The following is a 25,169-nucleotide window of genomic DNA, read 5'->3' on the forward strand; positions in this document are numbered from 1 at the left end:
AGTTCATCGCCGGGTGAGCGGGGTTCCGGACTCGACGCGGGTCGGCTTTTCCGGATTGCGGACGTCGTAGATGCCGCCGATGCGGGCCTTCTCGGGGGTCGCGTCCGGCGCGGCGGCCAGGCGGCGCTTGCGCTTGGGCATGCCGAAGGTCGGGTGCGAGGTGGCCCACAGCGACATATTGAGAATGCCCGCCTTGACCCTCGCGGCCTTCCGGCCGCCCACATACTTCGGCTTTGCCTGCCCTTCGTCGTCGACCATCAGCAGGATCCCGTCCCGCCGCCCGAGGCTGATGTGGTTGTACGCGTAGACGAGCTTGGTAATCGCGATCTTGCGGCCGGTCAGGCGTCCCAGGATCGCCTCGGTGGCCTGCCGGCCGGTGTAGCCGGCCGAAGCGCAGGACATCGGCAGCGGCCGGCCGTTGTCGCCGATGGCGTGGGCGCTGTCACCGACGGCGTAGACATTCGGGTGCGAGACCGACCGCATGGTGCGATCGACGACGATCTGACCGTTCTCGGTGACCTCCAGCCCGCCGACGGCGGCGATGGGGTCGACCGCGAACCCGGCCGTCCACACGGTTGCGTCGGACGCCAGGGCGGTGCCGTCGGCGCACAGCACCCGCGTCGCTTCGACGGCTTCGACGCCGGTGTGCTCCAGGACGGTGATGCCCAGCCGGACGCAGGCCTGGCGCAGGTGGCTGCGGGCCCCGGCGGAGAGCCGGGCGCCCAGCTCGCCGCGGGCGACCAGCGCCACCGACAGGCCGGGCCGGGATTCGGCGATCTCGGTGGCAGTCTCGATGCCGGTCAACCCGTCGCCGACGACCACCACACGCCCGCCTTCGCCCCGTCTGCCCCGTCTGCCCAGGCTGTCCAGGCTGTCCAGGCGCTCGCGCAGGCGCAGCGCCGAGGGCCTGGCGGCGACGTCGAAGGCGTGCTCGGCCGCGTCCGGGACGGCGCGGACGGTGCCGTGGCTGCCGAGCGCGTACAAAAGCGTGTCGTAGCCGAGTTCGCCGCCGCCGTCGGCATCGGCCACGGCGACGAACCGGCGCTCGGGGTCGACGGCGGTGACGCGGGCCACGCGCAGCCGTATCCCCGTGCCCGCGAAGACGTCGGCGAGCTGCGGAGCCTCGATGTCCTGGCCGGCCGCCAACTGGTGCAGTCGCATTCGCTGCACGAAGTCCGGCACGGCGTTGACCACGGTGATCTCGGTGTCCGCCGGTGACAGTCGGCGGGCCAGGGTCCCGGCCACGTAGGCCCCGGCATAGCCGGCGCCGAGGACGACGATGCGGTGCTTCATGTGATGCTCCTGTCGGCTCGGATGCTCTCGGTGAGGTGAGCGGAACGGCGCCCCGATTGCTGACAGGAACTGCATGTGGCATGGGTCACAGAGCCACAGGAGCGTCTCCCGACGACGCTCGCGAGGCCGAGCCGGCACCGGGACCGGTGTGAGCGCGGTGGCACCGGGTAGTGCGAGCGCGTCCACGCACAGGAGGAAACCCATGGCAACCGACGTCATCAGCCTGATCAAGGAAGATCACCGCGACGTGGAGTCGCTGTTCGAGCGGCTCCAGAAGATGCCGGAGAACCGCCCGGCCCTGCTCGCGGAGCTGGCGGCGAAGTTCATCGCCCACAGCGAGGGCGAGGAGGACGAGGTCTACCCCGTGCTCGCCAAGCGGCGGCCCGAGGAGAAGGAGGAGGTCCACCACGGCGCGGAGGAGCACCACGAGGCCGAGGAGATGATCTCCCGGCTCCTGGAGACCGCCCCGGAGAGCCCCGAGTTCGACACGCTGCTGCACGAGCTCATCGACGCGGTGACGCACCACGTCGAGGAGGAGGAGAACGACATCCTCCCGGTCCTGGAGAAGGCCGTCCCCTTCGAGGAGCGGGTGCAGCTCGGCAAGGCCTTCAGCAAGCGGAAGGCCGAGGTGCTGGCCGCTCCGATCAAGCCGCGCTCCCGGACCAAGGACGAGCTGTTGCACCAGGCCAGGGAACTGGGCGTCGAGGGCGCGTCGGGAATGAGCAAGGACGAGCTCGTCGCCGCCGTCAGGCGGAAGAAGCAGGAACAGGGCTGAGCGCCCCCACGTCGCGGCGCTGTCCGTCCCCCGGCGGACCGTCACAGGCACGCGTACAGCGCCGCGGCCATGGGCTTCCACCTCGGGTCCGAGCCGGCCGGGCTGACGGCGCGCCGGAGGAGTTCCTGGCGTCGCTCAACCGCCTCGGCGAGGAGACCGGCACGCCGCGCGAACTCCTCGCCCGCTGGCTGCGCCTTTCATCAGCCGGGCACCGGCGTGCGGACCGGACCTGCTGGCACGTCCCGATCCTCCGAACGGGTGTTGTGGGTGAACGCGGCGCGATAGGTGCTCGGAGTGATACCGGTCCGCCTCGACAGGTGCGCCCGCAGGAAGTCGGTGGTGGCCAGGCCGCTCAGCCGCGCGACCTGCTCCATCGGCAGGTCCGTCGTCTCCAGCAACTCCTGCGCCCGGATGACGCGCCGATGGAGCAGCCACTGGAGCGGCGCCCACCAGCGCCGAGGGCCGTGTGCGAGTGCGGATGTGGCAGGACGCGCGGGCCGTGTACGACGCCGGCCGGGTGCGGGTGACCGAAGTACGGGCGAGCGACTTCCTCGGCGCGGGGGCGGTCTCTCCGTTCACCATCATGGTGGGGGCGGCGGTGCTGACCGGATCGCCCGTCTCCTACCCGGGCGATCTCGACGCTCAGCCGAGTGTGGGGACCAGGCGGACGAGGTCGGTGAGGCCGTCGGCGACGAGGTCGGCGCGGGCGGCGTCCGGGCGCTCGGAGTGCAGGTAGCCCCAGGGCCCCCGGCGCAGCAGGGCCGTCCGCATCCCGGCGCGCGCGGCGGGCAGGACGTCGTTGTCGAGGCGGTCGCCGACGTACAGGATCTGCCCGGGCTCATGGCCGCAGACGGCCGCGACCTTGGCGAAGAAGGCGGGGTCGGGCTTCTCCACCCCCCATCCGGCCGAGGTGTGGACGCCGTCCACCGGCAGGTCCATCGCGACCAGCGCGTCGTACGCCTGGGGCGGCTGGTTGCCCGCGACGACCAGGTCGTAGCCGGCCTCCCGCAGGGCCGCGAGGCCGGGCCGCACGTCAGGGTAGAGGTCGTCGGCGTCGAAGTTCTCGCGCAGCCCGTCCGGGTCCTCGCGCCGCCACGCCTCCATCTCGGCGTCGAGGTCGATGCCCGGCCTGAGCAGCTCGAACGCCTCCCGGTGGCTGCGGTCGAGGGCGGCCATGCCGCCGAGCACGCCCATGAAGGTCAGGCGCGGCACGCCCAGCCGGTCGGCCCATCGGGACCAGATCCGGGTCTCGTCGATGAGCGTCTCCCCCACGTCGAACACGAGCGCCCGGACCATGACCGCCTCTCCTCTTCGTCCTGTTACGGCAGCCACTCTATGGTGTGCCGTAACATCGCCGAACGTGAGCGAGACTCGGTATGCCCTGAACGGCATGGTATGCACCGTCGATCATCTGGCCTCCGCGGCGGGCGTCGCCATGCTCGACAGAGGCGGCAACGCGGTGGACGCGGCCATCGCCGCCAACGCCGTGCTGGCGGTCACCGCCCCGCACATGTGCGGTCTCGGCGGCGACCTGTTCGCCCTCGTCCACGACGGAACCGTGAACGCGCTCAACGCCTCGGGGCGGGCCGGCTCGGGCGCCGATCCCGACCGGCTGCGGGCGGAGGGCCTCGGCCGGATGCCCCATCTGTACGACATCCGCTCGGTCCCGGTGCCCGGCTGCGCCGACGGGTGGCTGGCGCTGCACGAGCGGTACGCCCGCCTGCCGCTCGCCGACCTGCTGGCCCCGGCGATCCGGCTCGCGGCCGAGGGCTTCCCCGCCTCGCCGCTGCTCGCCCCGGGCGGGGAGTTCATCGGCTCGCTGCCCGGAGCGGGGGACTTCGCGGCGGCCCGCCGCGCCGGGGACGTGATCCGCAGGCCCGGCGTCGCCCGGGCACTCACCGCGCTCGGCGAGGGCGGCCGGGCGGCGTTCTACCAGGGCGAGTTCGGCAAGGGGCTGCTGGAACTCGGCGGCGGCGAGTACACCGAGGAGGACCTGGCCCGGCCGAACGCCGACTGGGTGGAGCCGCTGAGCGTCGAGGTGTTCGGGCACCGGATCTGGACCGTTCCGCCGAACTCCCAGGGCTACCTGCTCCTGCTGGCCCTGGAGATCCTCGCCGAGCTCGGCCCGCCCGCCGACCCGGCCGACCCGCGCTGGGCCCACCTGCTGGTCGAGTCGGCGAGGGCGGCCGGGCACGACCGGCTCGACGTCCTCCACGAGGCCGCCGTCGCGCCGCTCGGCACGGCCGCCGCCCGCCGCGCGCTGGTCGACCCCGAGCGGCGCTCCTCCCTGCCCGACGCCCCCGCCGGGCCGGGCGACACGACGTACCTGTGCGTGGTCGACGGGGACGGCATGGGCGTCTCGCTCATCCAGTCGAACGCGTCGGGCTTCGGCAGCCTGCTCTTCGAGCCCAGCACCGGGATCAACCTGCACAACCGCGGCATCGGCTTCTCGCTCACGCCCGGCCACCCCGCGGAGTACGGCCCGGGCCGCCGCCCGCCCCACACGCTGTGCCCGGCGCTGGTCACCCGGCCGGACGGGACGCTGCGCACGGTCCTCGGCACGATGGGCGGCGACGCGCAGCCGCAGATCCTGCTGCAGCTGGTCACCCGCCTGCTCGCGCACGGCCAGACGCCCGGCGAGGCGATCGGCGCCCCGCGCTGGGCGCTCGGCAGCGGCACCGGCTTCGACACCTGGCGGTCCGCCCCCGTGGTCGAGGTCGAGGAGGGCGCGCCGTGGGCGGACGGCCTGCGCGAGCGCGGGCACGCCGTCGAGACGGTGGAGTGGGGCTCCAACTTCGGGCACGCCCACCTGATCGACCTGCTCCCGTCGGGCGTGCTCGCCGGGGCGGCCGACCCCCGCGCGCTGATCGGCGCCGCGCTCGGCCGCTGAGCTGTGTCCGGAAAACCCTGCCGCCGGGGTCACCCGGCCCGGGCGGCCGCCTCGACCTGCTCCATGGCCTTGCGGATGCGCTTCTCGGAGACGGGGGTGGGAGTGCCGAGCTGCTGGGCGAAGAAGCTCACCCGGAGCTCCTCGATCATCCACCGGATGTCCCGTACGGCCTTGGCGTCCCGCTCGGCGGGCTTCAGCCGGTCGAGCAGGTCGCGGTACTCGTCCTCGACGTCGTGCACGCGGTGCATCCACTCGCGGTCGCGGCGGGGGTCGTCCGGAAGCTTGTCGAGCCTGCGCTCGACCGCCCGCAGGTAGCGGTGCACGTCCGGCAGCCGGTCGTAGCCCGTCTCGGTGACGAACCCGTCGTGCACCAGCCCGTCGAGCTGGTCGGCGATGTCGGCCCTGAGATCGGCCACGCCGCCGCCCAGCGCGCCGAGCCGGTTCTGCGCCGCGTGCCAGGCCGCCAGGACGCGCTCCACCCGGGAGACGACCTCCTCGGTCGTCTCGAACAGCGAGGCGCGCACGTGGTCGCGCAGCCGCTCGAACCCTGCCTCGTCCCAGACGGGCCCGCCCGCCTCCGCCATCAGCTTGTCGGCGGCGCACGCCGTGCAGTCGTCGAACAGGGCGGCGGCCCCGCCGTGCGGGCTGCGGCTGAGGGCGAGCTTCTGCGCGGTGGTCAGGGTCCGCAGGATGGCCTTGGCCGGGTTGACCACGTTGAGCAGCAGCAGCCTCCTGGTGCCCGCCCACATGGCCCGGTCGCGCTCGCGTTCGGTCTCGAACATCCGGACCGCGACGCTCGTGCCCTCGTCCACCAGGGCCGGGTAGGCCCGCAGCCTGCCCTGCTCGAACACCTGCGGCAGGGTGCCGATCGTCCAGCCGTGCAGGCCGTCGCGTTCGAGGTCGTCGGCGGCCTTCGACAGCGTGGCGCGCAGCTTGGGCGCGAGCCGCCGCTTGAGCGCCTCCAGGTCCTTGTCCTCGTCCACCGTGCGCTTGCGGTCGTCGATCACCCGGTAGGTGATCCGCAGGTGGGCGGGGAGCTGGTCGAGGGCCCACGCGTCGCGCGGCACCTCCACCCCGGTCAGCGCCCGCAGCTCGCGCTCCAGCGCTTGCAGGAGCGGCTCGCCGCCGGGCCGTACGCGTTCCAGCACGGCCTTGGCGTAGTTGGGGGCGGGCACGAAGTTGCGGCGCAGGTTCTTCGGCAGCGACCGGATGAGCGCGGTGACGAGGTCCTCGCGCAGGCCGGGGATCTGCCAGTCGAAGCCGGTCGGGTCGACCTGGTTGAGCACGGCGAGCGGGATGTGGACGGTCACGCCGTCCGCCTCGCCCGTCTCCACCGCGCCGGGCTCGAAGCGGTAGGTCAGCCGCATCCGCTGGCCGTTCTGCCGCCAGGCGTCGGGGTAGTCCCTGGCGCTGACCCCGGCGCTGTCGTTGACCAGCATCTCCGGCGAGAACGTCAGCAGGTCGGGCGTCTCCCGCGACGCCTTCTTCCACCAGCTGTCGAAGTGCCTGCCCGAGACCACGTCGGCCGGGATCCGCTGGTCGTAGAAGTCGAACAGCGTCTCGTCGTCCACGAGGATGTCGCGGCGGCGGGCCTTCTCCTCCAGCCGCTCGACCTCCTCGAGCAGCTTGCGGTTCTCGTGGAAGAACTTGTGGTGGGTGCGCCAGTCGCCGTCGACCAGCGCGTGCCGGATGAACAGCTCCCGGCTCAGCTCGGGGTCGATGCGGCCGTAGTTGACCTTCCGCTCGGTCACGATCGGCACGCCGTACAGCGTGACCTTCTCCAGCGCGACGACGGCGGCCTGGTCCTTCTCCCAGTGCGGCTCGCTGTAGGTGCGCTTGACCAGGTGCTGCGCGAGGGGCTCGATCCAGCCGGGCTCGATCTTGGCGTTGACCCGGGCCCACAGCCGTGAGGTCTCCACCAGCTCGGCCGACATCACCCACTGCGGCTGCGCCTTGGCGAGGGCCGAGCCGGGGAAGATCGCGAAGCGGGCGTTGCGGGCGCCGATGTACTCCGTGATCGGCCTGCGGCCGTCCTGCCTGCGCTTCTCGACGACGTCCTTGACGCCGATGTGCGACAGCAGGCCGGCCAGCAGCGACTGGTGGATGCGCTGGGGATCGGCGGGCACGCTGTTGGGCACGATGCCCAGGGTCTTGGCCACCTGGCGGAGCTGGCTGTCGATGTCCTGCCACTCGCGCACGCGCAGATAGTTGAGGTATTCGGCCTTGCACAGCCGCCGGAACGCGCTCGACGACAGCTCCTTCTGCCTGTCGCGGAGGTGGTTCCAGAGGTTGAGGTAGGTCAGGAAGTCCGATTCCTTGTCGGCGAATCGGCGGTGCTTCTCGTCGGCCGCCTGCTGCTTGTCGGCCGGCCGCTCGCGCGGGTCCTGGATGGACAGCGCGGCCGCGATGATCATGACTTCGCGGGCGCAGCCGTTCTTGTCGGCTTCCAGCACCATCCGGGCGAGGCGGGGGTCGACCGGGAGCTGGGCCAGCTTGCGCCCGAGCGGCGTGAGCTGCGTGCCCTTCCCGGCCTCCCGGCCCGCGTCCTTGTCCGCGAGGGCGCCGAGTTCCAGCAGCAGGTTGACGCCGTCCCTGACCTGACGGCTGTCCGGGGGCTCCACGAACGGGAACGCCGCGACGTCGCCCAGGCCCAGCGACGTCATCTGCAGGATGACGCTCGCCAGGTTCGTACGGAGGATCTCGGGGTCGGTGAACTCCGGCCGGGAGAGGAAGTCCTCCTCGGAGTAGAGCCGGATGCACACGCCGTCCGACGTACGGCCGCAGCGGCCCTTGCGCTGGTTGGCCGACGCCTGGGAGACCGGCTCGATCGGCAGCCGCTGGACCTTCAGGCGGTGGCTGTAGCGGGAGATCCGGGCCGTGCCCGGATCGACCACGTACTTGATGCCGGGAACGGTCAGCGAGGTCTCGGCGACGTTGGTGGCGAGCACGATGCGCCGGCCCCTGTGGGGCTGGAAGACCCGGTGCTGTTCGGCGGCCGACAGCCGCGCGTACAGCGGGAGGACCTCCTCGGGACGGCCCTTGAGCGCGTCGGCGGTGTCGCGGATGTCCCGCTCGCCGCTGAGGAAGACCAGGATGTCGCCCGGTCCCTCGGCGCACAGCTCGTCCACGGCGTCGACGATGGCCTGGGTCTGGTCGTCGTCCTCGTCGACCGGGCGGTAGCGCACCTCCACGGGATAGGTGCGTCCGGACACCTCGATCACGGGCGCCGGCTCGCCGCCCGGCCGGGCGAAGTGCCGGGCGAACCGCTCGGGGTCGATGGTCGCGGAGGTGATGACCACCTTGAGGTCGGGCCGTTTGGGGAGGAGCTGCTTGAGATAGCCCAGGATGAAGTCGATGTTGAGGCTGCGCTCGTGCGCCTCGTCGATGATCAGCGTGTCGTACTGCAGCAGGAGCGGGTCGGTCTGCATCTCGGCGAGCAGGATGCCGTCGGTCATCAGCTTGACCAGCGTCCCGTCGCTGGAGTGGTCGGTGAAGCGGACCTTGTAGCCGACCGCCTCCCCCAGCTCGATCGACAGTTCCTCGGCGATGCGCTCGGCGACCGTGCGGGCGGCGATGCGGCGCGGCTGGGTGTGGCCGATGAGGCCGTGGACCCCCCGGCCGAGCTCCAGGCAGATCTTGGGGATCTGGGTGGTCTTCCCCGAGCCGGTCTCGCCGGCCACGATGACGACCTGGTGGTCCCTGATGGCCTCGAGCAGGTCGTCCTTGTGCCGGCTGACCGGCAGCTCGGGAGGGTAACTGAGAGCGGGAACGGCCGCGCGGCGCGCGGCCACGCGGCGTTCCGCGGCCTCCACGTCCCCCGCGATCTCCTGGACGACGGACTGGCGGGCGGCGCGGTCGCGGACCCGGCGCATGCCGTCGAGACGGCGGCGCAGCCTGCGCTGGTCGCGCAGCATCAGGTCGGGGAGGCGGGCCTGGAGATCGGCGAGCGTGTTCATTCCATGCTCAAGGATAGGCAACGCCCCCCGCCGATCTGCCAGCCGTTTTTCCGGCGGCCCCGTCAGGGCGTGTCAGCGGCGGCGCGGCGGCTGGTACTTGTACCCCACGTTGCGGACGGTCACGATGCGGCCGGCGTGCCGGCCCAGCTTGCGGCGCAGCCTGAGGACGTGCACGTCGACCGTACGGCCGCCCTCGTCGTCGTACCGGTCCCAGACGGCGGCCATGAGCTGGCGGCGGTTGTAGACCCGGCCGGGGGCCGAGCTGAGGTAGTCGAGCAGCTCGAACTCCCGGAAGGTCAGCTCGATCTCCTCGCCGCCGGCCCTGGCCACTCGCGCGGCCCGGTCCAGGACCAGTTCCTCCTCCTCGCCGGGGGCGTCCCGGCGCGGCGGGGCCGCGGGCGCACGCTCCCGCAGGACCGGCGGCTCCGGCGCGTCCGCCGCGGTCCCGGCGGGCACCAGGTAGCCCACGATCATCAGCACGGCGCCGGTCTCCGGCACCGGGAGCACCCCGAGCACGGACCCCTGCCCGAGGTCGGGGGGCTCATGGCCCTGCTCGCGCCTGCGCTCCACAAAGTCGATCACGTTCTGGTGGGACATGCCCCTCTCCTTGCCTCGTGGCGTACCGGACGGTTGTGACCGCGGTCGTCAACAGGCGGCGGCGCAGACGCGCAGCAGGTCGATGTGCCGGCGCTGGGTCAACCTCCCCGAGGAACTCATGGGATCATCATGACAGCGATATTACCCGGTGTCCAGGTAGGAATAAGGGAGATCTATCGCTCAGGGGATGCGCGCGGCCCCCGCGGCCGCCATCGCCGCGCCGATGATCCCGGCCTCGTTCCGCAGCACGGCGGGCACCACCGGGGTGTCCCCGAGGTCGACGTACGGCAGGAACCTGTCGGCCTTCTTGCTCACGCCCCCGCCGACGACGATCAGGGTGGGCGACAGCAGGTCGCGCATGTGCCTGAGGTACTCCTCCACGCGCCGGGCCCACTTGTCCCAGCTCAGGTCCTCCTCCTCGCGCACCCGGTCGGACGCGCGGTGCTCGGCCTCCTTGCCGCGGATCTCGATGTGGCCGAACTCGGTGTTGGGCACCAGCGCGCCGTCCACGAAGAGCGCGCTGCCGATGCCGGTGCCGAAGGTCAGCATGAGCACGACCCCGTGCCGGTCCCGGCCCGCGCCGAAGGTCATCTCGGCGACGCCGGCCGCGTCCGCGTCGTTCAGCACGACCGCCTGCTCGCCGAACAGGTCGGCGCCCTTCACTCCGATCCACGACTTGTCCACGTTGGCCGCCGTCCTGACGACCCCGTCGAGGACCACTCCGGGGAAGGTGACGCCCATCGGGCCGGTCCAGGAGAAGTGCTCCGCGATCTCGCGTACGGCCTGGGCGACGGCCCCCGGCGCGGCGGGCCGCGGCGTCGGGATGCGCAGGCGCTCGCGGGTGAGCACGCCGGCGGCCGTGTCCACCGTGGCGCCCTTGATCCCGGAACCGCCGATGTCGATGCCCAGAACTTCCATGACTTCCCTCCTGGTCCGGCTGGACGGCTACCCAGCCGCCCCCGCCTCATGCGCGGTCGCGAGTATCGCACGACGTCGTGGGACCGGCCGGGTTACAGGAGGACAGGCCGGGTACGCCCCGAATCGGGGCAAATCACCGCAAGGGGGACACGCATGATCAGCACACTCCACAAAATGGGACTGCGCTCCAACGTGATGTACGGCGCCGCTTTGGGGTCGATCGGAATGTCGATCGCCTCGTGGGTCATCTCGAACAAGTACGAGGCGGCCGGCATCGAACGCGCCGACCGCTGGGCGTTGTTCGTCGGCGAGTGGGCGCCGACCTTCTTCGCGATAGGGATCGCCCTGCGCATGGAGGAGATGGCCGAGGAGAAGGGGCGGGAGACCCCCGAGTGGCAGGAGCAGAGCAGCGACATCCGCCGCCCCACCCGCGCCGGCGTGTAGCGGACGGGCAAGGGCTTCCACGAGCGGCCCGGAGGGACCCCGCCGGTCCCTCCGGGCCGCTCCGTGCACGCTCCCGGCCGTTCCCGGGAAGTGTCAGGCCGCGGCCCGCATGTGTCCGTGCGCCCATTCCTCGAAGGTCGTGAGCGGGATGCCGAGGGCCCGCGCGTACTCGGGGCGGGCGGGCTGACCGATCGTGTCGATGAACTCGTGTGAAGTGATGCCCGCTCCCGGCATTCCCGCGGCGACCGCCTCCTCCATGGTCATGTCGGGCGCGGTCAGCTCGGTGCCCAGCGCCCGGGAGAGGACCCCGGCGATCTCCCTCATCGTCAGGTGGTCACTGGCCAGTTCCAGCTCGACCCCGTGGAACCGCTCCGGCGCGGCGATGGCCGCGGCGGCCGCCGCGCCGATGTCGTCGACCGCGACGAGGGAGAGCCGGGTGCCGGGCTTCAGCACGGTCACGATGCCCCCCTCGACACCACGGGGCAACAGGTACGCCAGGGATGGAAGGAAATTGTCCATGAAGAAGCCCGGCTTGATGATCGTCCAGTGCGTGAAGCCCGCCTCACGCACCCGGTCCTGGATGCCGGCCTTGGCGGCGTAGTAGGGCTCCAGCGACGCCCAGCGGCCTTCGGCCCAGCCGGGGGCCTCGGTGTGCTGACCCGCGCCGGAGACGGACGTGTGCACGAACTGCGGCACGCCCGCGGCCAGCGCGCCTTCGATCAGGTTGACGGCCTGGGCCAGCTCGCCTTCGAAGTCGAGGGCGTCTCCCTTCGGCTGGGGCATCTGCACCGAGAAGACGGCCCGGGCCCCTCGCGCGGCCCTGATCAGCGAGTCGCGGTCGTCGAGGTCGCCGACGACCAGTTCGGCGCCGAGCGCTTCGACCGCCCTCGCTCGCTCGGTCGCGGGGTCACGGACCAGCGCCCGTACGGGAACGCCGTTCGCGAGCAGGGCGCGGGCGGTGGCGCCGCCCTGCCGTCCGGTGGCGCCGGAGACCAGGACGGGTGCGGAATCGGTGGGCATGAGGCCCCTCCTGTGGTGTGCGTCGACAAAACGGCGGGCCCCGCCGTTTATGCTTCGGTAAGATACGGCGGACCCCGCCACTTAGCAACATGAGGTGACGCCATGCCCCTCCAGCGCGCGGACGCCCGGCGCAACTACGCGCGCCTGCTCGCCGTGGCCAAGGAGGCGATCGCCGTGGACGGCCCCGACGCGTCCATGGAGCAGATCGCCCGCACCGCGGGAGTCGGATCCGCCACCCTGCGCCGGCACTTTCCCAGCCGCCACGCGCTGCTTGAGGCGGTCTTCCGCGAACGGGTCGAGACCCTGTGCGCCCACGCCCGCGACCTGACCGGCAGGGCCGACACCCGGGCCGCGCTGCTGGAATGGCTGAGCGCCGTCCTCGCGGACGCCGCGACCATCCGGGGGCTGGCCACCGCGCTGACCCGGGACCGGGCGGACGACCCGGACGTGGCGCACGAGCACTGCTGCTCGGCGCAGCTCACCGAGGCGGGCGGCCCGCTGGTGCGCCGCGCCGCGGACGACGGCGCGCTGGCGCCGGGCGTGACCATCGGCGACCTGCTCGCCCTGATCACCGGCATCGCCCTGGCCACGGAACACCACCCGGACCCCGCCGCCGACGCACAGCGGCTGCTCGGCCTGTCCATAGCGGGAGTCAGCCCCCACCAGGGGTGACAGGGCCCGGCGCGCCGGTGCTCCGTTAGGCTCGGCCCGCGTGACCCCCGATGCCGCCGCCGTCGCACGCTGGCTGCGTACGCGGCCCGCCCGCGCGGCCGGCACCCGCGTGCTGGCCGTCGAGGGACGCTCGGGCGCGGGCAAGTCGACACTGGCCGCCGCCGTGGCCGCGGCGCTCACCGCGCCGGTCGTCCGCATGGACGACCTGTACGACGGCTGGGACGGCCTGCAGGCAGGGGTGGACGCGCTGCTGGAATGGGTGCTGCGTCCCCTGGGCCGCGGGGGCCGGGCACGCTGGCGGCGCTACGACTGGACGCGGGGCCGGTACGCCGAATGGCACGAGGTGCCCGGGGCGGACGCCGTCGTGATCGAGGGCGTGGGCTGCGGCGCCCGCGAGGCGGGGCCGTACCTCAGCGGGCTGGTGTGGCTGGAGGCCGGCGAGGAGGTCCGCAGGGCGCGGGCGCTCGCCCGCGACGGTGAGCTGTACGCGCCCCACTGGCGGCGCTGGGCCGAGCAGGAGCAGCGATACTACGCCCGCCACGACGTGCGCTCCCGGGCCGACCTCGTCATCGTCACCGGCTGAGCCGCGTCGTGCCGCCCAGACCTTGTCCAGGCTGAGCCGTCAGGAGCGGATCCGCACGCCGACCTCGTCGAGCCGCGTCAGCAGGTCGGCGGGGTCGGCGTACACGCGGAAGGCGCCGGTGCGCTCCAGCTCGTCCCTGCCGTAACCGCCGGACAGCAGCCCGACGCCCAGGGCGCCCGCGCGCCGCGCAGCCAGCAGGTCCCAGACGCTGTCGCCGACGACCATGGTGAACCTCGGCTCGACGTCCAGCAGCGCCGCGCCCGCGAGGAACAGGTCCGGGTCGGGTTTGGCCCGGCGCACCTGGTCGCGGTGGACGAGCGGCACGCCGGGCGGCAGTCCGAGCATGTCCAGCGCGTGCCGGGCGGTGTCGGCCCGGCTGCTGGTCGCGATCGCCCAGCGGATGTCGTTGTCGGACAGCCGCTTCAGCAGCTCGGTCGCGCCCGGCAGCGGGCGCACCGAGTCGATCTGCTCCAGATACGCCTCGGCGTGCGCCTGCTGCAGGTCCTCGATCTGCTCGTCGCTCAGGGAGACGCCGGTCTCCCGCAGCAGCGCGTTGACGAGCAGGCCGCCGCTCATGCCGATCCTGCGGTGGATGCGCCACACCGACAGGTCGATGCCGACCCCGCGGAGGGCGGCGCGCCAGGCGATGACGTGCTGGTAGACGCTGTCGATCAAAGTGCCGTCGAGATCGAAGAGGAAGGCCGGGTCGGGCGGCTCCGGATAGTCGAATCGTGCGTTCATCCTGGCCGTTCTCACCGGCCGGCGCCCGCCGAAACACGTCCGGCCGTCTTTCTCCTCGGCCGGGCACATGGTGAAGGTGGAGGGGCACGCGGACTCCTCCGGCACCGACGTCATCAACGAGCCGCTTTCCACCTCCCGCGCCCGGACCGTGCAGAGGGCGCTGTCCGCACTCGTCTCCCGGCCGGACGTCGGTTTCGAAGCCAGAGGGTACGGTTCGCGCCGCCCGCTCTACAGCAACGACTCCGAAGAGGGGAGACGGCGCAATCGGCGGGTCACGGTGACGTTCGCCAGGCCGCAGCGCGTCGAGACCGAGCAGGCGGCCACCCCCTCGGCCTCGATCGCCTCGGAGAGGAACGGGCCGAAGAGCACCGGAAAGGCGGACGGTCAGCCGATCTCCATGGAGGTGACCGGCCTGCGGGGGCTGCCGGGCGGCCTCGGCCTGCTCACGTACCGCATCGCCAACGAGGGTGACGGCGAGGCCTGGTTCAACGAACTGCATCACGCGCGGGACTGGATGTCGTTCAGATATCAGGCCGCCACGAATGTCACGCTGACCGACGTCAAGGCCGGGCGCCGATACCTGCCCGGCCGCTTCCAGGTGCCGGCCGACGGCGGCGGCATCGACTCCTACTGCGCTTGCAGCGGCTTGTCCGGAGTGCGCTCGAGCACGGAGAAGTTCAGGCCGGGCCAAGTGAGGGAGTTCTGGGGCCTGTTCGCGCTTCCCGAGGACTCCGCCACGCTGAACGTCGGGATCGCCGGCTTCCGGGAACTGCGGGTGCCCGTCCGATAGCGCCGGCCGCCGGTGACCGACGGGCCCCGGGCGTCCGGGCGTCGCTCAGCCCAGTCCCGCCTGGTACTCCTCGTCGGTCACCGGCCCGTGCCAGTGCGTCCTGCCGCTCGCCGTGACGGCGATGTGCACCAGCGTGTCGTCGTCGACGGCGCCGTGCCAGTGCTTCTCGCCCGGCTGCACGTGGACCCAGTCGCCCGGCCCGATGAGCGTGCCCCTGGTCTCGCCCCAGCACGTCACCACCCCGCGCCCCGACAGCACGTACAGCGCCTGCTCCCCGTCGTGGGTGTGCCAGCCGGAGCGGGCCCGCGGGTCGTAGGAGAAGCGCTGGGCGCGCAGGCCGTCCGGCTCCACCGCCTTCAGCGCCTCCGCCTCCCACACGCCGTCGGTGAACCTGTCCGGTCCCGGCCGGGTGGCCTTGATCTCGCCTTCGCGTACGAACCTCATCGTCCACTCCCTTCGCCATGGGCCGGCCACGTCAGGCCGGCGCCGCCCGCACCCATCCCCGGTCGCCGCCGAGGAAGCCCTCCATCGTGAGCCCGGCCTCGCGCAGCAGTTCCTCGAACCGGTCGTCCGTGCGGCGCCTGCTGACGAACGTGTGGGTCCATCGCCGGTCCCCCAGGACGTACTCCATCGTCGCGGCGAGCAGATCCGGCTCCGGCCTGCTCACGTCCGTCATCCGGATCACCCGTCCGTCGCGGCGCGTCTCCGACGGCCCCACCGTGTCGTACCACTCGGGCGGCTGACGCTGCAGGATCACGCACCCGCCCGGGGCGACGTGGCGGCGGCAGGTCCGCAGGAACGCCCGGCACAGGTCGTCGTCGGCGGTGTCGATCACGTACGACATCAGCAGGACCACGTCGAACACCCTCGGCAGGGACAGGTCCTGGATGCGGGACAGAACCGTCTCCGCTCCGTGAATGTGGGCGAGCATCTCGGGCGACTCGTCCACCGCGACCACCTCGTGGCCGAGCGCGAGGAGGGCGTGGGTGATCCGGCCCACCCCGGCGCCGAGCTCGAGGATCGCCGCGCCCTCCGGTATCGCGGCGTGGACGATCTCGGGTTCGCCGTTGGGCGTGAGCGTCGCGTAGTAGTCGACCGCGCACCCGTCCGGAGTGATCGGGCCGGGGCCGGTGCCGTGATAGATCCGTTCTGGCGGCATGATCACATTCTGCGTCACGGGCCCGGCAGTGGCCGAGCGATGGCGATTTGTCCGATTTCTGCCGGGTATTTCTTCCATGATGAGTTCTGCCGGACGGAGGTGACAGGCATGGGCGTTCCGATGCGACGGGAGTCCAGAGGTCTCGTTCCCGACCTGTTCGACCTGCTGGAGGCGCCGATGGCCGCGCTCCGGCCGATGGCCGGGCAGCAGATGCGGCTTGAGGACTACGTGAAGGACGACCGGTACGTGCTGCGCGCCGAACTGCCCGGAATCGACCCGGACAAGGACGTGGAGATCAGCGTGTCGAACGGCGTGCTGACCATCCACGCGGAGCGGCGCCACGAGGAGCGGCAGGCGCACCGCACCGAGTTCCGGTACGGAGCCTTCACCCGGTCGGTCGTGCTGCCGCCGAACGTGGACGAGAACGACGTGAAGGCCACCTACGACAAGGGGATCCTCGAGGTGAGCGTGCGGCTCGCCGAGGAGCGGGAGGAGCGCAGGCGAATCCCGATCGAGAAGCCGGGAGCCGGGCAGCAGCAGAGCTGAAGCGGCCCACGCCGGGCCCGTCCGCGCCGCGCGGACGGGCCCGAGCCGCGTCGGCGGCCCGCTCGGCGTCCTCCCTCGTCCGACGGCTGTCGCTCGGCCGACTGACTCAGTCAGGGCGCCGACGGGGACCGTACGACGGCGACCGGGCACTCGGCGTTGTGCAGCACTCCCCGGCTGACCGAGCCGAGCATCGCCGAGCCCACCACGCCTCTGCCGTGGGAGCCGACCACGAGCAGGCCGGCCCCGCGTGACGCCTGGACGAGCGCGTCGACCGGGTGTCCGTAGGCGATCTCCTCGCGCACCGGCACCTCGGGATACCGCCTCCGCGGGTCCGCCAGCTTCTCCCGCGTGACGCGCTGACGGGCCTCGCGCACCTCCTCCACGTCGTAGGTGATCTCGGGCGCGAGCGGATGGGCGGGCAGGTGCCAGGCGTGCACGGCCCGCAGCGCGTCGCCGTGCGCCCTGGCCTGCTCGAAGGCGTACTCCAGGGCGGGCTCGCATTCGGGCGAGTCGTCCACGCCCACCGCGATCTCCCCCCTCTCGCCGCTCCAGCCGGGCCGTACGACGACGACCGGGCAGGGGGCGTGACCGGCGACGTGGGCGCTGACCGACCCGATGACGACGCCGGCGAAGCCGCCGAGTCCCCTGCTGCCGAGCACGATCTCGACGGCCTCCTTGGCCTTGTCCCGCAGCACGCGGGAGGGGATGCCCTCGATGATCTCCGTACTGATCCTCACGTCCGGCTGCCGCTCGCGCGCCACGGCCTCCGCGGCGGACAGCGCCCGCTCTGCATGCGCGGTGAGCGGGTCGCCGCCCGCGACGGGGAACTTCGGGATGCCGTACGCCCAGTGGTCGACGACGGAGACGAAGCGCAACGGGCAGCCGCGGCGGGCCGCGTCGTCCGCGGCCCACCGCACGGCGGCCGTCGCGGCGGGCGAACCGTCGGTGCCGACGATGATCGGGCCGGACATGGACGCTCCTTCCTGATCTGCGTCTTGCTCACCGGGGCCTTCCCGAACCTCCTCCATGTGACCACCGGAGGCCGCGGCCCTCCAGGGTCGTAGGTCCTCGGCCCGGGGCCGGTGCCGGGGCCGTGCGGCCGAGAGGGATGCTGGAGTCCTGGAGGTGGTCCGACATGGAATCGAAGCGCTGGACCGTCGAGATCTTCGTGAACGAGGACGACAACGACGACGTCACCACCGCGACCGCCGTGCTCTACACGCCCACGGGACGACGCCACGAGAGCGTCGGCCGAGCCCGCCGCAACCCGGCCGACCGGCCCGTGCCCGACATCGGCGACGAACTGGCGGCCGGAAGAGCCCTCGCCGACCTGGGGGCGAAGCTCATCGGGGACGGCGCGGAGGACGTGGCCCAGCTCGCCGGCCCCGCCTACGAGTCGTACTGAGACCGTGACCCGCACTCCGGCGATGCCGGCGGCGGCCTGTGCGTGCCGGAGGCCGGAGCGCCGGGGACGGGCCCGGTAGCGGAGCCGGCGCCCGGGGGCTCCGCCCGAGCCCCCGGGAGTCCGCGCTCCCAGCCTCATTCCACCGGGTCCTCATTCCACCGGGCCTCATTCGACCGGGTCCTCATTCCACCGGGTCGGCCGGGCCCTCGCCGAGGAGCCCCGCGGCCCGCATCTCCTCCGTCAGCCAGGCCATGGCCGCCTGCTCGCCTCCGGCCGGGCCGGTCCCGCCCGCCGGTGTGCCGTTCGCCGTACGGGGACCCGGCGGGACGTCACCGGCCGGGCCTCCGGGTGCCCGGCCCGCGCCGGGGCCGGTGCCGTACGGCCGGGCGGCGGCCGTTCCCCCGCGCTTGCCCCGTGTCCCCGCGCCGCCGGGCGCCCCGCCCTGGTCGGCCGCCGGGACACCGCCGCTCCCGGTGGCGCGCCCGCGCCGTCCGCCGGTGACGAGACCGCCGGGCACCGGCCCGTTGGCCGTCGTGCTCGCACCGTACGCCGCCTGCGGCGGCATTCCGGACTGTGCCCCGGGGCCCGCCTGTCCGCCCGCATGCCCGCAGTCGCCGCCCGGCCCCCAGGCCGCCGACACGAGCAGTCCCGCGCCGGTCATCTCGGCGGTGAGCTCCCCGAGCAGTGTGTCCGCCTCGACCGGCTCCGGCGTGATCTGCGCGAGGGCCGGTGCGAGAGCGCGCAGCGCGTTCGGCATCCCCGCGCCGGTGCGGTGGAGGTCACCGAGGTTCAGCGGGACGCAACTCGACCTGATGATGTGGAAGAGGTGATCGACCCGCCGCGCGTCCCGCCCGCTGTAGGGGCCACGGAAGTCGCCGTGGTGGGCGAGCACCAGGGCCGCGAGGCCGGCGACGTGCGGCGCGGCCATGGAGGTGCCGTCCAGTGCGGCGTACCCGTCCGGGGGCACGGCCGACAGCACGGCCACGCCCGGCGCGCACACGTCGATCTCCGGACCGTGACAGGTGAAACGCGGCGAGAAGTAACCGTCGCCCGTCATCGGCCCGCGGATCTCGGCCTCGTGGGCGGTGCCGGGCGGGAACGCGTCGGCCTTGCCGACGGCCGCGACGGTCAGCACGCCGGGCAGGATGCCGGGGAAGCCCACCGGTCCCCCGTCGTTGCCTGCGGCCACCACGCACGCCACCCCCGCCTCGCGCGCCTGCTCGATCTTCGCGGCCACGAGCGGGGAGTGGTGCCTGCTCGCCAGGCTCAGGTTGACCACGTCGATCCGCTGCTCGATGCAGTAGTCCAGCGCCTCGATGAGGTCGCTGAACCGCCCGCCCGGGAAGATCTTGCAGGCGTGCACCTCGGCCTCGACCGCGAAGCCGACGACGCCGCCGCCGTCGTCGGCGCCCGAGACGACCGCCGCGCAGTGCGAGCCGTGGTAGGCGGCGTCGACGGACCAGCCGTCCGGCTCGCCGCCGACGAGGTCGACGCCGGCGCGGACGCGGTCACGCAGGTCGGGGTGCCGTACGTCGGCCCCGGAGTCGATGATGGCGATCCTGACGCCCGCGCCGCGCAGCGTGGGCGGCAGGCGGTCGAGGTTCATCGCCTGCTGGCCCCAGCCGAAGACCTGCTTGCCGGGGAAACCGCTGAAGGTCTCCGACAGGCGCATCGGCTCGATCAGGTTGTCGCGGGTCGTGGACAGGGCGGGGCGGTCGATGTGGACGCTCCAGTAGCCGGAGCGCGGCCGGACCGTCACCCCGGTGATCGACTCGGGCGTCTCCCCCACCATCGTGACCACCGCGCGGCCGTCGGCCCCGGTGGACGTCTGGGCGGGCCAGCCGTGTCCGGTCACCAGGACGCTCGCGCCGGGCAGCGGCGTGCCGTCCGCGTCCCTGACCAGGAAGGCGAACGTGCTCTCCACGCCCGGCGGGACCACCGCCGGGGCGGGCCGCCGCCTGCGCGGCGGCTGGGGCACGTCGCTGTAGGTGAGCAGCCGGTCGCGCTCGAAGTAGAGCTGCGGATACTGCCGTCGCAGCGCCTCGACGTGCTCGGCGGTCATCTCCGCCACGACCACAGCGGGGAACCCGGGTGCCTGAGCCCCCGGGTTCCCCGCCGTCCCCCGCAGGCGGCGCAGCACGCGCACCTCGGGGTCGTCCTCCAGCAGCCTGCGCACCGTGTCGCCGTCGAGAGCCGGCACGGCTGCTCCCGGCGCCGCCGGATGCGGCTGGGGCAGCGCGGCCACCATGTAGCGCCGCGGCCGGGACTCCACCGGCTGCGGCGCCTGGCGGGACGCCTGCCGCCCCCGCGGGGACGCCGGGCGCGGCTCCTCGCTTCCGTCCTTGGGCTTGTCGTTACTGGTCACAAACGTCTCCGACTCTCCCCAGCTCAGGCTGGCGTGGCCGGCCGCGCCTCGTACGGCGCGGCGGGCAGTTCAGGCTCTGTCATCACATTTCGCCGGTCTCGGGACGGCGGGGGCCCGGACCGGCCGCCGGCCGGTCCGGGCCACCGAGGTGATCACGTCACAGCAGTGGAACCGTGGGCCGTCCGGGGGTGACGGCGCCGAGCGCGAACTGGATCTGCGCCAGGCACGCGTCGTACCGCCCGGCCCGGTACAGCTGTACCGCCTGCACCAGCAGCGGGATGATCCCCGCGACCTGGGGCGCCTGCGGGAGTGACGCCTGCAGCCAGCCGTACAGCCGCTGGAGCGTCATGGCGCAGTGCGCCTGCAGCGGCGCGACCGGCGCCGGATGCCCCGTCGCGGCTCCCACGGCCGGGGGCGTCACCGGACCCATCCCGGGACCCATCGACTCCACGGTGTTCCTCCGATCAGAGTGCGGCACCGGCCGGCACCGGGACCTGCTGAGCGGCCTGCTGGTGCAGTTGGCCGTACGGCTGGCCGTAGACCTGGCCGTAGGCCTGGCCGTAGACCTGCGACAGCGGCTGCATGGTCAGCGGGACCTGCTGCCCGTACACCCCGTGGATCGAGGGGGCGCCGAACTGGAGGGCCTGCTGGCCGGGGTGCTGCGCGTACGCCTGGGTGGCGTACGGCTGGCCGTAAACCTGCGGGATCTGCTGGGCCTGGGCCTGGATGGCCTGCAGGGCCTGCAGAACCTGCGGCGGAAGCACCTGCTGCTGAACCTGCTGCTGGATCTGCTCGCGGACCTGGTGCTGGTAGAGCACGCCCTCCAGCATCTGGCGGGCCGCGGGAGCGCCGTAACGCACGCTGTACCGCGCGACCTTGGTCCAGAAGGTCACCGGGCTCACCAGGTGCTCCTGCGGGAGGATGTGCTCCTCCTGCTGGATCATCGCCAGCGGCGACAGCTGCTGCTGCAGCCCCGGGATCTGCTGACCGAGCTGCTGCAGGGGCGAGATCTGGTGCTGAGCGCCGTACCCCAGCGTGGTCGCCATGGTCGTGGGGTTCATAGCTGTGAACGTCATATTCACTCCTTCGGAGCCAGTAGGTCCGGCCCATCGCCGATGTGATTACATCGCGTGACAGATCAGTCGCACAACGTTATAGGCGTAATGAGTGGATAAGGCCGACTTGGCACTCGGGCTCGATGACGCAAGGAACCGCGCCGGTCATACTCCGGCTTGGAGGTGAAGGCATGACACAGAGCGTTGAGCGGCGCACCTGGTTACGTGGATCGTTCCTCGGCCTGCTTCCGGCCCGAGCGCGTGAGGAACTCCTCCGGCTCGGCTCCCTGTTGACGTATCCGAACCGGCACGTCCTGATCCGGGAGGGCGACCCCGGTCATGCGGTCTACCTGCTGGTCGACGCGTTGGTGAAGGTCACGGCACTCGCGGAGAACGGCTCCAGGACGCTCCTGTCGATCCGGGCGGACGGCGACGTCGTCGGCGAGATGGCCGCACTGACGGACCACCCCCGAACGGCCACGGTGACCACCTGCAAGCGATCTCTCGTCTGCGTGCTGAAGGGTCCCGTCTTCACGGCTCATCTCGCCCGAGCTCCCGAAGTCGCCGCCGTCCTCAGCCAGGTCGCGATCGACCGTTTGCGGTTCGCGAACCGCCGGCGCCTCGACTTCGCGGGATACGAGGCCGACGTCTGCCTGGCCCGGATCCTCGTCGATCTCGCCGTACGACACGGGCGGCCCCACCGCGAGGGCCTCGACATCGGAGTGCCGATCACCCAGGCCGAACTGGGCGAGCTCATCGGAATCAAGGAACGCACGGTGCAGAAGGCGATGCACGACCTGTCCGCTCGCGGTCTCGTGCTGCAACGGCACCGGGGCGTGGTCATCAGGGACCTCGGTGGCCTGACCGACTTCGCCGACCTGCGGCTCCAATCATCCGGCTGAAAGCCGCATCAATGCGGGCTCTGGAGAGCCCGCCGGAGTCATCGTGGTCCGGCCGACAAAGGCCAGCCAGGAGGCACGATGACTCACCCTCCCATGCCCACCTCGCACGCAATGATCGCAGTGGACATCGAGAAGTACAGTGGGCGCAACGACCAGCAGCAACTCCACCTACAGGAAGCCCTCGTCCGGGTGCTCGACGCCGCCGCGGCCGAGGCCGGTCTCGACAGGTCGACGTGGACCGAGCGTCAGCCCCAGGGGGACGGCGAGTTCTCCTGGCTCCCGCCCCACGCGCATCTCGGTGTGCTGGTCGGCGGCTTCGTCCGCGAGTTGGACGGGCAACTCGGCCTGTACAACCGGCGCCGCGCCGGCCGGTTCTGGACCCGCATGCGCCTGCGCATGGCCGTCCACTTCGGTCCCGTCCATTTGGGCGCCCCCAACGGGGTGGCCGGCCGCCACGCCGTACAGCAGGCCCGGCTCCTCGACTCCGCCCCAGTGCGGCGGGCACTCGACACCTGCCCTGCTGCGGACCTGGCCCTCATCGTCTCCGACCGCGTGTACGACGACTACATCAGCCAGGGACTGGGTGAGCCGCATGCCTACCGGCCCGTCCAGGTGCGGGTCAAGGAGCACTCCTGCATCGCTTACCTGCACGTACCCGGTCACGATATCGGCGAGCTCGGCGCCCTCGACCTCTTCGACCCGGAGGAGCCGGCCACACCCGATAAGGGCCGCGCTGCGGCGAACCTCGATCGCGACGGAGAAGGGCGGCGTGCCTCCACGATCGTCTACGGCGACCAGATCGGCGGTCCCTCGCATCGGGCTGACGGTCACGGCGTTGTCAACGCTCCCGGCCGGGACCAGGTCATAGGTCGCTGGCGCGAGGGGCACTGATGGTGGAGCAGGAGACCCCTGCCATCGAACCGGCCCGTGGTGACAAGGAGCGCGGACCGGACGCCGGCGCGGAACAGAACGCTCAGCGCGACCTGCGCGAGGAGCTCAGCGAGCAGAGGAAGCGAAGCCGGATCTCCGCGCAGAACCTGGACGCTCTCTACGCCGACACCGTCATCGGTGGCGACGACATCGCGGGAGCCTCCCACCGGGCGACTGATGGCGGCACGGTCAACGCGCCAGGACGGGATCAGTACATCTTCGGCCTGTCGCAAGAGGACAAGGCCGTCTACACCGTCGGCGTTCCCGCCCGCACTGTCGGCATCGTACGTCGTTGCCATGCGCCGACCGAGTCCTACGACACGCTGCTCCGTCGTCTTCGCGACGAGCATGTGCTATTGCTGTGCGGAGAGCCGCGCACCGGGCAGCCGACTGCCGCCCTGGCCGCCCTCGCGCGCTGGACCGGCGATGACGAGCGTCTCGCCTGGCTGCATCTCAGCGGGGACCCATTGCGCCTCGTTACCGCCGACCTGCACAACGGGACGGGGTACCTCCTCATGGCAGGCGACGACGCGACCTGGATCGGCCACGCCGACCAGATGCTCGGACACCTGTGCAGAGTCGCCGAACGGGCCGGGGCCCGGATCGTCGTCCTGGCCGGCCCCGAGTTCCCCGAGCACGACTGGGCGGTAAGGCACGAGCCCCCTCCTCTGGACAACGTGTTCGCCAACTGGCTGGTCCACGAGCTGTACGAGGGCGGCGAGGCCCATCCACGGGAGAAGGCCGACAAGACGGCCGCCGACGAGCTGGTCCGGGAGAAGCTGGCCAGCTATCGGCACCCTCGTGAGGCACGCGCTCTGGCTCTGCAGGTGGCAGCCGGGCTCCTGCACGGCCGATCCGTCGGCGAGATCCTGGAGGGGCTGCCCGAACAGAGACGCATCAGGGCGCGGAATCTACTCAACAAGGACACTCCCCGGAGGGCGCGCAGCTTTTTGATCGCCAGTTCTGTTCTCAGCGGATCCGCGGCGGCCGTGGTCGCCACACAGACTCTGAGGCTGGCGACTCTCATCGAGGAGGAACTGGCTCGGCAGACGACCGTCGAGCAGCCGCGCCGGCACCACCTGTGGGAGTGGCTCACCGACTGGATCGAGGACACGGGCATCAGGGTCAAGGAGACCGGCCGGGGCGGCGACGGGCAGGTGGTCGAGTTCGACGAGCCCCCGATGGCAGGTTCGATCCTGCGGGTCGTCTGGGAAGAACAGCCCACCATTCACGAGCCGCTGCTGACCTGGCTACACCAACTGACCGAGGACGAACAATTCGGCACGCGGATGAAGGCGGCCGAGGCCATCGGACTCCTGGCTACCTACGACTTTCTCTCCGTCCGTAACCGCTTCCTCGAGGAGTGGCGGGACAGCGACAAGGTTGAGCGACGGGAACTCGCCGCCTGGGCGCTCGCCTCCGCGGCGCGGGATCCGCAGGTGCAGCCGAGGGTTCTCGATTGCCTGCGCCGCTGGGCCCACAACGGCCGGAGAGCCCAATCCGTGGTGATCCGAACCTACGGCTCGTGGCTCGGAGCGCGCCATGTCGAGGAGGCCCTGGGCGTCCTCGGAGGCATCGCGAAGACGTCGGGTTACGTCCTTTGCGATAGCGTCGCCCGCGCCGTCTCCCAGATTCATCAGCTGGGGACCGGCAGGACGTTCCTGTACGAAGCCGAGAACGCCGAGGTCCCGGAGAACACGCGGAGAATCATCGCCGCTCTCCTGGAATGGTCGGCCGATCCCGATTCGAAAGGATCGCGTCGAGCCGCCGCCCTCGCGTTCGTACGGCTGCTTGCGTCTCCCGACGCGATCCGGGTCATCGACCTGGCGGCGGATCCCAGCGCGGCCGCCGATCTCGTCGCACTGTGGCGGCACATCCTCCTCTACGGGGTCACTCGTGGATCGGATGCAGCCCTCACGCCCGAGTCGTGGGACCTGCTGAGCAACTGGATCGGCAGGTGGGATGCGGACGCCGGAGTCCGGCGCGTCCTCTCCGAGGTCCTTACGCGGCCACCCGAGGAACTGCGGATGTCTCTGTCGTTCCATCTCCGGCTCTGGGGCCGGATCGGAAAAGTCGACACCGAAGTCGCGGCCCGACTCGCCGCGCTCGTCGAAGGGAGTTGAGCGTC

At 72.0% G+C, this 25,169-nt stretch carries 25 protein-coding genes; 11 read left to right on the top strand and 14 right to left on the bottom strand.

The annotated features are described in order from the left end of the window. Positions 1–3: 3 nt before the first annotated feature. Positions 4–1,293 (bottom strand): NAD(P)/FAD-dependent oxidoreductase, encoded by a 1,290-nt coding sequence (locus tag Msi02_RS07985; RefSeq protein WP_204047734.1) that lies wholly within the window; start codon positions 1,291–1,293, stop codon positions 4–6. 202 nt (positions 1,294–1,495) lie between these two features. Between Msi02_RS07985 and Msi02_RS07990 the strand changes: the two genes are divergently transcribed. Further along, complete coding sequence (locus Msi02_RS07990; RefSeq protein ID WP_204047735.1) at positions 1,496–2,068, top strand: hemerythrin domain-containing protein; 573 nt, start codon at positions 1,496–1,498, stop codon at positions 2,066–2,068. Positions 2,069–2,268: 200 nt separating this feature from the next. Here Msi02_RS07990 and Msi02_RS07995 read toward each other — a convergent pair whose 3' ends face one another. Both Msi02_RS07995 and Msi02_RS08000 read right to left on the bottom strand, forming a co-directional pair. Next, positions 2,269–2,499 carry a helix-turn-helix domain-containing protein gene (locus Msi02_RS07995; RefSeq protein ID WP_204047839.1) on the bottom strand — a complete coding sequence of 77 codons (231 nt, stop codon included), beginning with the start codon at positions 2,497–2,499 and terminating at the stop codon, positions 2,269–2,271. A gap of 211 nt (positions 2,500–2,710) precedes the next feature. After that, a complete protein-coding gene (locus tag Msi02_RS08000; RefSeq protein ID WP_204047736.1) occupies positions 2,711–3,364 on the bottom strand; it encodes an HAD family hydrolase in 654 nt (217 codons plus the stop codon). Positions 3,365–3,428: 64 nt separating this feature from the next. Here Msi02_RS08000 and Msi02_RS08005 point away from each other — a divergent pair, with 64 nt between their 5' ends. Further along, positions 3,429–4,958 carry a gamma-glutamyltransferase family protein gene (locus Msi02_RS08005; RefSeq protein ID WP_204047737.1) on the top strand — a complete coding sequence of 510 codons (1,530 nt, stop codon included), beginning with the start codon at positions 3,429–3,431 and terminating at the stop codon, positions 4,956–4,958. A gap of 29 nt (positions 4,959–4,987) precedes the next feature. On the opposite strand, the gene hrpA is transcribed toward Msi02_RS08005, so the two are convergent. From hrpA to ppgK, 3 genes are all read right to left on the bottom strand, one after another. Further along, positions 4,988–8,914: an ATP-dependent RNA helicase HrpA gene (gene hrpA / locus Msi02_RS08010; protein WP_204047738.1), complete on the bottom strand. Its 3,927-nt coding sequence runs from the start codon at positions 8,912–8,914 to the stop codon at positions 4,988–4,990. A 72-nt stretch (positions 8,915–8,986) separates the two neighbouring features. Then, a complete protein-coding gene (locus tag Msi02_RS43885) occupies positions 8,987–9,511 on the bottom strand; it encodes a winged helix-turn-helix domain-containing protein (RefSeq protein ID WP_204047739.1) in 525 nt (174 codons plus the stop codon). A gap of 180 nt (positions 9,512–9,691) precedes the next feature. Next, positions 9,692–10,429: a polyphosphate--glucose phosphotransferase gene (ppgK, locus tag Msi02_RS08020; RefSeq protein ID WP_204047740.1), complete on the bottom strand. Its 738-nt coding sequence runs from the start codon at positions 10,427–10,429 to the stop codon at positions 9,692–9,694. Positions 10,430–10,582: 153 nt separating this feature from the next. On the opposite strand from ppgK, the gene Msi02_RS08025 reads away from it, so the two are divergent. Further along, entirely contained in the window at positions 10,583–10,873 is a 291-nt protein-coding gene (locus Msi02_RS08025; protein ID WP_079313532.1) for a hypothetical protein, read from the top strand. Between the two features lie 93 nt (positions 10,874–10,966). Here the strand turns inward: Msi02_RS08025 and Msi02_RS08030 are convergent, their stop codons facing one another. After that, on the bottom strand, positions 10,967–11,893 hold the full coding sequence (locus Msi02_RS08030; protein ID WP_204047741.1) for an NmrA/HSCARG family protein: 927 nt from the start codon (positions 11,891–11,893) through the stop codon (positions 10,967–10,969). Positions 11,894–11,995: 102 nt separating this feature from the next. On the opposite strand from Msi02_RS08030, the gene Msi02_RS08035 reads away from it, so the two are divergent. After that, positions 11,996–12,565: a TetR/AcrR family transcriptional regulator gene (locus Msi02_RS08035; RefSeq protein WP_079313534.1), complete on the top strand. Its 570-nt coding sequence runs from the start codon at positions 11,996–11,998 to the stop codon at positions 12,563–12,565. Between the two features lie 40 nt (positions 12,566–12,605). Next, on the top strand, positions 12,606–13,148 hold the full coding sequence (locus Msi02_RS08040) for a nucleoside/nucleotide kinase family protein (protein ID WP_204047742.1): 543 nt from the start codon (positions 12,606–12,608) through the stop codon (positions 13,146–13,148). A 39-nt stretch (positions 13,149–13,187) separates the two neighbouring features. Here the strand turns inward: Msi02_RS08040 and Msi02_RS08045 are convergent, their stop codons facing one another. Next, positions 13,188–13,889, bottom strand: a complete 702-nt coding sequence (locus tag Msi02_RS08045; RefSeq protein ID WP_079313536.1) for an HAD family hydrolase — start codon at positions 13,887–13,889, stop codon at positions 13,188–13,190. A gap of 67 nt (positions 13,890–13,956) precedes the next feature. Between Msi02_RS08045 and Msi02_RS08050 the strand changes: the two genes are divergently transcribed. Next, a complete protein-coding gene (locus Msi02_RS08050; RefSeq protein ID WP_204047743.1) occupies positions 13,957–14,679 on the top strand; it encodes an OmpA family protein in 723 nt (240 codons plus the stop codon). Positions 14,680–14,724: 45 nt separating this feature from the next. Here the strand turns inward: Msi02_RS08050 and Msi02_RS08055 are convergent, their stop codons facing one another. Beyond that, complete coding sequence (locus Msi02_RS08055; RefSeq protein ID WP_204047744.1) at positions 14,725–15,123, bottom strand: cupin domain-containing protein; 399 nt, start codon at positions 15,121–15,123, stop codon at positions 14,725–14,727. 31 nt (positions 15,124–15,154) lie between these two features. Then, a complete protein-coding gene (locus tag Msi02_RS08060; RefSeq protein WP_204047745.1) occupies positions 15,155–15,838 on the bottom strand; it encodes a class I SAM-dependent methyltransferase in 684 nt (227 codons plus the stop codon). A gap of 108 nt (positions 15,839–15,946) precedes the next feature. Between Msi02_RS08060 and Msi02_RS08065 the strand changes: the two genes are divergently transcribed. Beyond that, positions 15,947–16,384: an Hsp20/alpha crystallin family protein gene (locus Msi02_RS08065; protein WP_079313540.1), complete on the top strand. Its 438-nt coding sequence runs from the start codon at positions 15,947–15,949 to the stop codon at positions 16,382–16,384. 110 nt (positions 16,385–16,494) lie between these two features. Here Msi02_RS08065 and Msi02_RS08070 read toward each other — a convergent pair whose 3' ends face one another. Next, positions 16,495–17,355, bottom strand: coding sequence for a universal stress protein (locus tag Msi02_RS08070; RefSeq protein ID WP_204047746.1), 861 nt, complete (start codon positions 17,353–17,355; stop codon positions 16,495–16,497). Positions 17,356–17,519: 164 nt separating this feature from the next. Between Msi02_RS08070 and Msi02_RS08075 the strand changes: the two genes are divergently transcribed. Continuing rightward, the gene (locus tag Msi02_RS08075; protein WP_079313609.1) at positions 17,520–17,789 is read left to right on the top strand and encodes a DUF1876 domain-containing protein; all 270 of its coding nucleotides are present in this window, start codon (positions 17,520–17,522) and stop codon (positions 17,787–17,789) included. Between the two features lie 181 nt (positions 17,790–17,970). Here the strand turns inward: Msi02_RS08075 and Msi02_RS08080 are convergent, their stop codons facing one another. The 3 genes from Msi02_RS08080 to Msi02_RS08090 all read right to left on the bottom strand — a co-directional run bounded on the left by Msi02_RS08080 (position 17,971) and on the right by Msi02_RS08090 (position 21,230). Next, positions 17,971–20,154 carry a S8 family serine peptidase gene (locus tag Msi02_RS08080; RefSeq protein WP_204047747.1) on the bottom strand — a complete coding sequence of 728 codons (2,184 nt, stop codon included), beginning with the start codon at positions 20,152–20,154 and terminating at the stop codon, positions 17,971–17,973. A gap of 157 nt (positions 20,155–20,311) precedes the next feature. Continuing rightward, positions 20,312–20,596, bottom strand: coding sequence for a hypothetical protein (locus Msi02_RS08085; protein WP_143737004.1), 285 nt, complete (start codon positions 20,594–20,596; stop codon positions 20,312–20,314). Positions 20,597–20,618: 22 nt separating this feature from the next. After that, positions 20,619–21,230, bottom strand: coding sequence for a hypothetical protein (locus tag Msi02_RS08090; RefSeq protein ID WP_204047748.1), 612 nt, complete (start codon positions 21,228–21,230; stop codon positions 20,619–20,621). A 170-nt stretch (positions 21,231–21,400) separates the two neighbouring features. On the opposite strand from Msi02_RS08090, the gene Msi02_RS08095 reads away from it, so the two are divergent. From Msi02_RS08095 to Msi02_RS08105, 3 genes are all read left to right on the top strand, one after another. Then, positions 21,401–22,111 carry a Crp/Fnr family transcriptional regulator gene (locus tag Msi02_RS08095; protein WP_204047749.1) on the top strand — a complete coding sequence of 237 codons (711 nt, stop codon included), beginning with the start codon at positions 21,401–21,403 and terminating at the stop codon, positions 22,109–22,111. Between the two features lie 78 nt (positions 22,112–22,189). Continuing rightward, positions 22,190–23,002: a hypothetical protein gene (locus tag Msi02_RS08100; RefSeq protein WP_204047750.1), complete on the top strand. Its 813-nt coding sequence runs from the start codon at positions 22,190–22,192 to the stop codon at positions 23,000–23,002. Then, positions 23,002–25,164, top strand: coding sequence for a hypothetical protein (locus tag Msi02_RS08105; protein WP_204047751.1), 2,163 nt, complete (start codon positions 23,002–23,004; stop codon positions 25,162–25,164). The genes Msi02_RS08100 and Msi02_RS08105 overlap by 1 nt, the downstream gene beginning before the upstream one ends. Positions 25,165–25,169: the final 5 nt, after the last annotated feature.

This window comes from Microbispora siamensis (genome assembly GCF_016863095.1).
Lineage (GTDB): Bacteria > Actinomycetota > Actinomycetes > Streptosporangiales > Streptosporangiaceae > Microbispora > Microbispora siamensis.

Bases quoted from the DNA above. Each gene is read 5' to 3' on its own strand.
- Msi02_RS08035 (WP_079313534.1), top strand. From the start codon at position 11,996: ATGCCCCTCCAGCGCGCGGACGCCCGGCGCAACTACGCGCGCCTGCTC.
- Msi02_RS08030 (WP_204047741.1), bottom strand. From the start codon at position 11,893: ATGCCCACCGATTCCGCACCCGTCCTGGTCTCCGGCGCCACCGGACGG.
- Msi02_RS08090 (WP_204047748.1), bottom strand. From the start codon at position 21,230: ATGACGTTCACAGCTATGAACCCCACGACCATGGCGACCACGCTGGGG.
- Msi02_RS08060 (WP_204047745.1), bottom strand. From the start codon at position 15,838: ATGCCGCCAGAACGGATCTATCACGGCACCGGCCCCGGCCCGATCACT.
- Msi02_RS43885 (WP_204047739.1), bottom strand. From the start codon at position 9,511: ATGTCCCACCAGAACGTGATCGACTTTGTGGAGCGCAGGCGCGAGCAG.
- Msi02_RS07985 (WP_204047734.1), bottom strand. From the start codon at position 1,293: ATGAAGCACCGCATCGTCGTCCTCGGCGCCGGCTATGCCGGGGCCTAC.
- Msi02_RS08025 (WP_079313532.1), top strand. From the start codon at position 10,583: ATGATCAGCACACTCCACAAAATGGGACTGCGCTCCAACGTGATGTAC.
- Msi02_RS08050 (WP_204047743.1), top strand. From the start codon at position 13,957: ATGGTGAAGGTGGAGGGGCACGCGGACTCCTCCGGCACCGACGTCATC.
- Msi02_RS08085 (WP_143737004.1), bottom strand. From the start codon at position 20,596: ATGGGTCCCGGGATGGGTCCGGTGACGCCCCCGGCCGTGGGAGCCGCG.
- hrpA (WP_204047738.1), bottom strand. From the start codon at position 8,914: ATGAACACGCTCGCCGATCTCCAGGCCCGCCTCCCCGACCTGATGCTG.
- Msi02_RS08070 (WP_204047746.1), bottom strand. From the start codon at position 17,355: ATGTCCGGCCCGATCATCGTCGGCACCGACGGTTCGCCCGCCGCGACG.
- Msi02_RS08075 (WP_079313609.1), top strand. From the start codon at position 17,520: ATGGAATCGAAGCGCTGGACCGTCGAGATCTTCGTGAACGAGGACGAC.
- Msi02_RS08065 (WP_079313540.1), top strand. From the start codon at position 15,947: ATGGGCGTTCCGATGCGACGGGAGTCCAGAGGTCTCGTTCCCGACCTG.
- Msi02_RS08105 (WP_204047751.1), top strand. From the start codon at position 23,002: ATGGTGGAGCAGGAGACCCCTGCCATCGAACCGGCCCGTGGTGACAAG.
- Msi02_RS08000 (WP_204047736.1), bottom strand. From the start codon at position 3,364: ATGGTCCGGGCGCTCGTGTTCGACGTGGGGGAGACGCTCATCGACGAG.
- Msi02_RS08045 (WP_079313536.1), bottom strand. From the start codon at position 13,889: ATGAACGCACGATTCGACTATCCGGAGCCGCCCGACCCGGCCTTCCTC.
- Msi02_RS08055 (WP_204047744.1), bottom strand. From the start codon at position 15,123: ATGAGGTTCGTACGCGAAGGCGAGATCAAGGCCACCCGGCCGGGACCG.
- ppgK (WP_204047740.1), bottom strand. From the start codon at position 10,429: ATGGAAGTTCTGGGCATCGACATCGGCGGTTCCGGGATCAAGGGCGCC.
- Msi02_RS07990 (WP_204047735.1), top strand. From the start codon at position 1,496: ATGGCAACCGACGTCATCAGCCTGATCAAGGAAGATCACCGCGACGTG.
- Msi02_RS08100 (WP_204047750.1), top strand. From the start codon at position 22,190: ATGACTCACCCTCCCATGCCCACCTCGCACGCAATGATCGCAGTGGAC.
- Msi02_RS08095 (WP_204047749.1), top strand. From the start codon at position 21,401: ATGACACAGAGCGTTGAGCGGCGCACCTGGTTACGTGGATCGTTCCTC.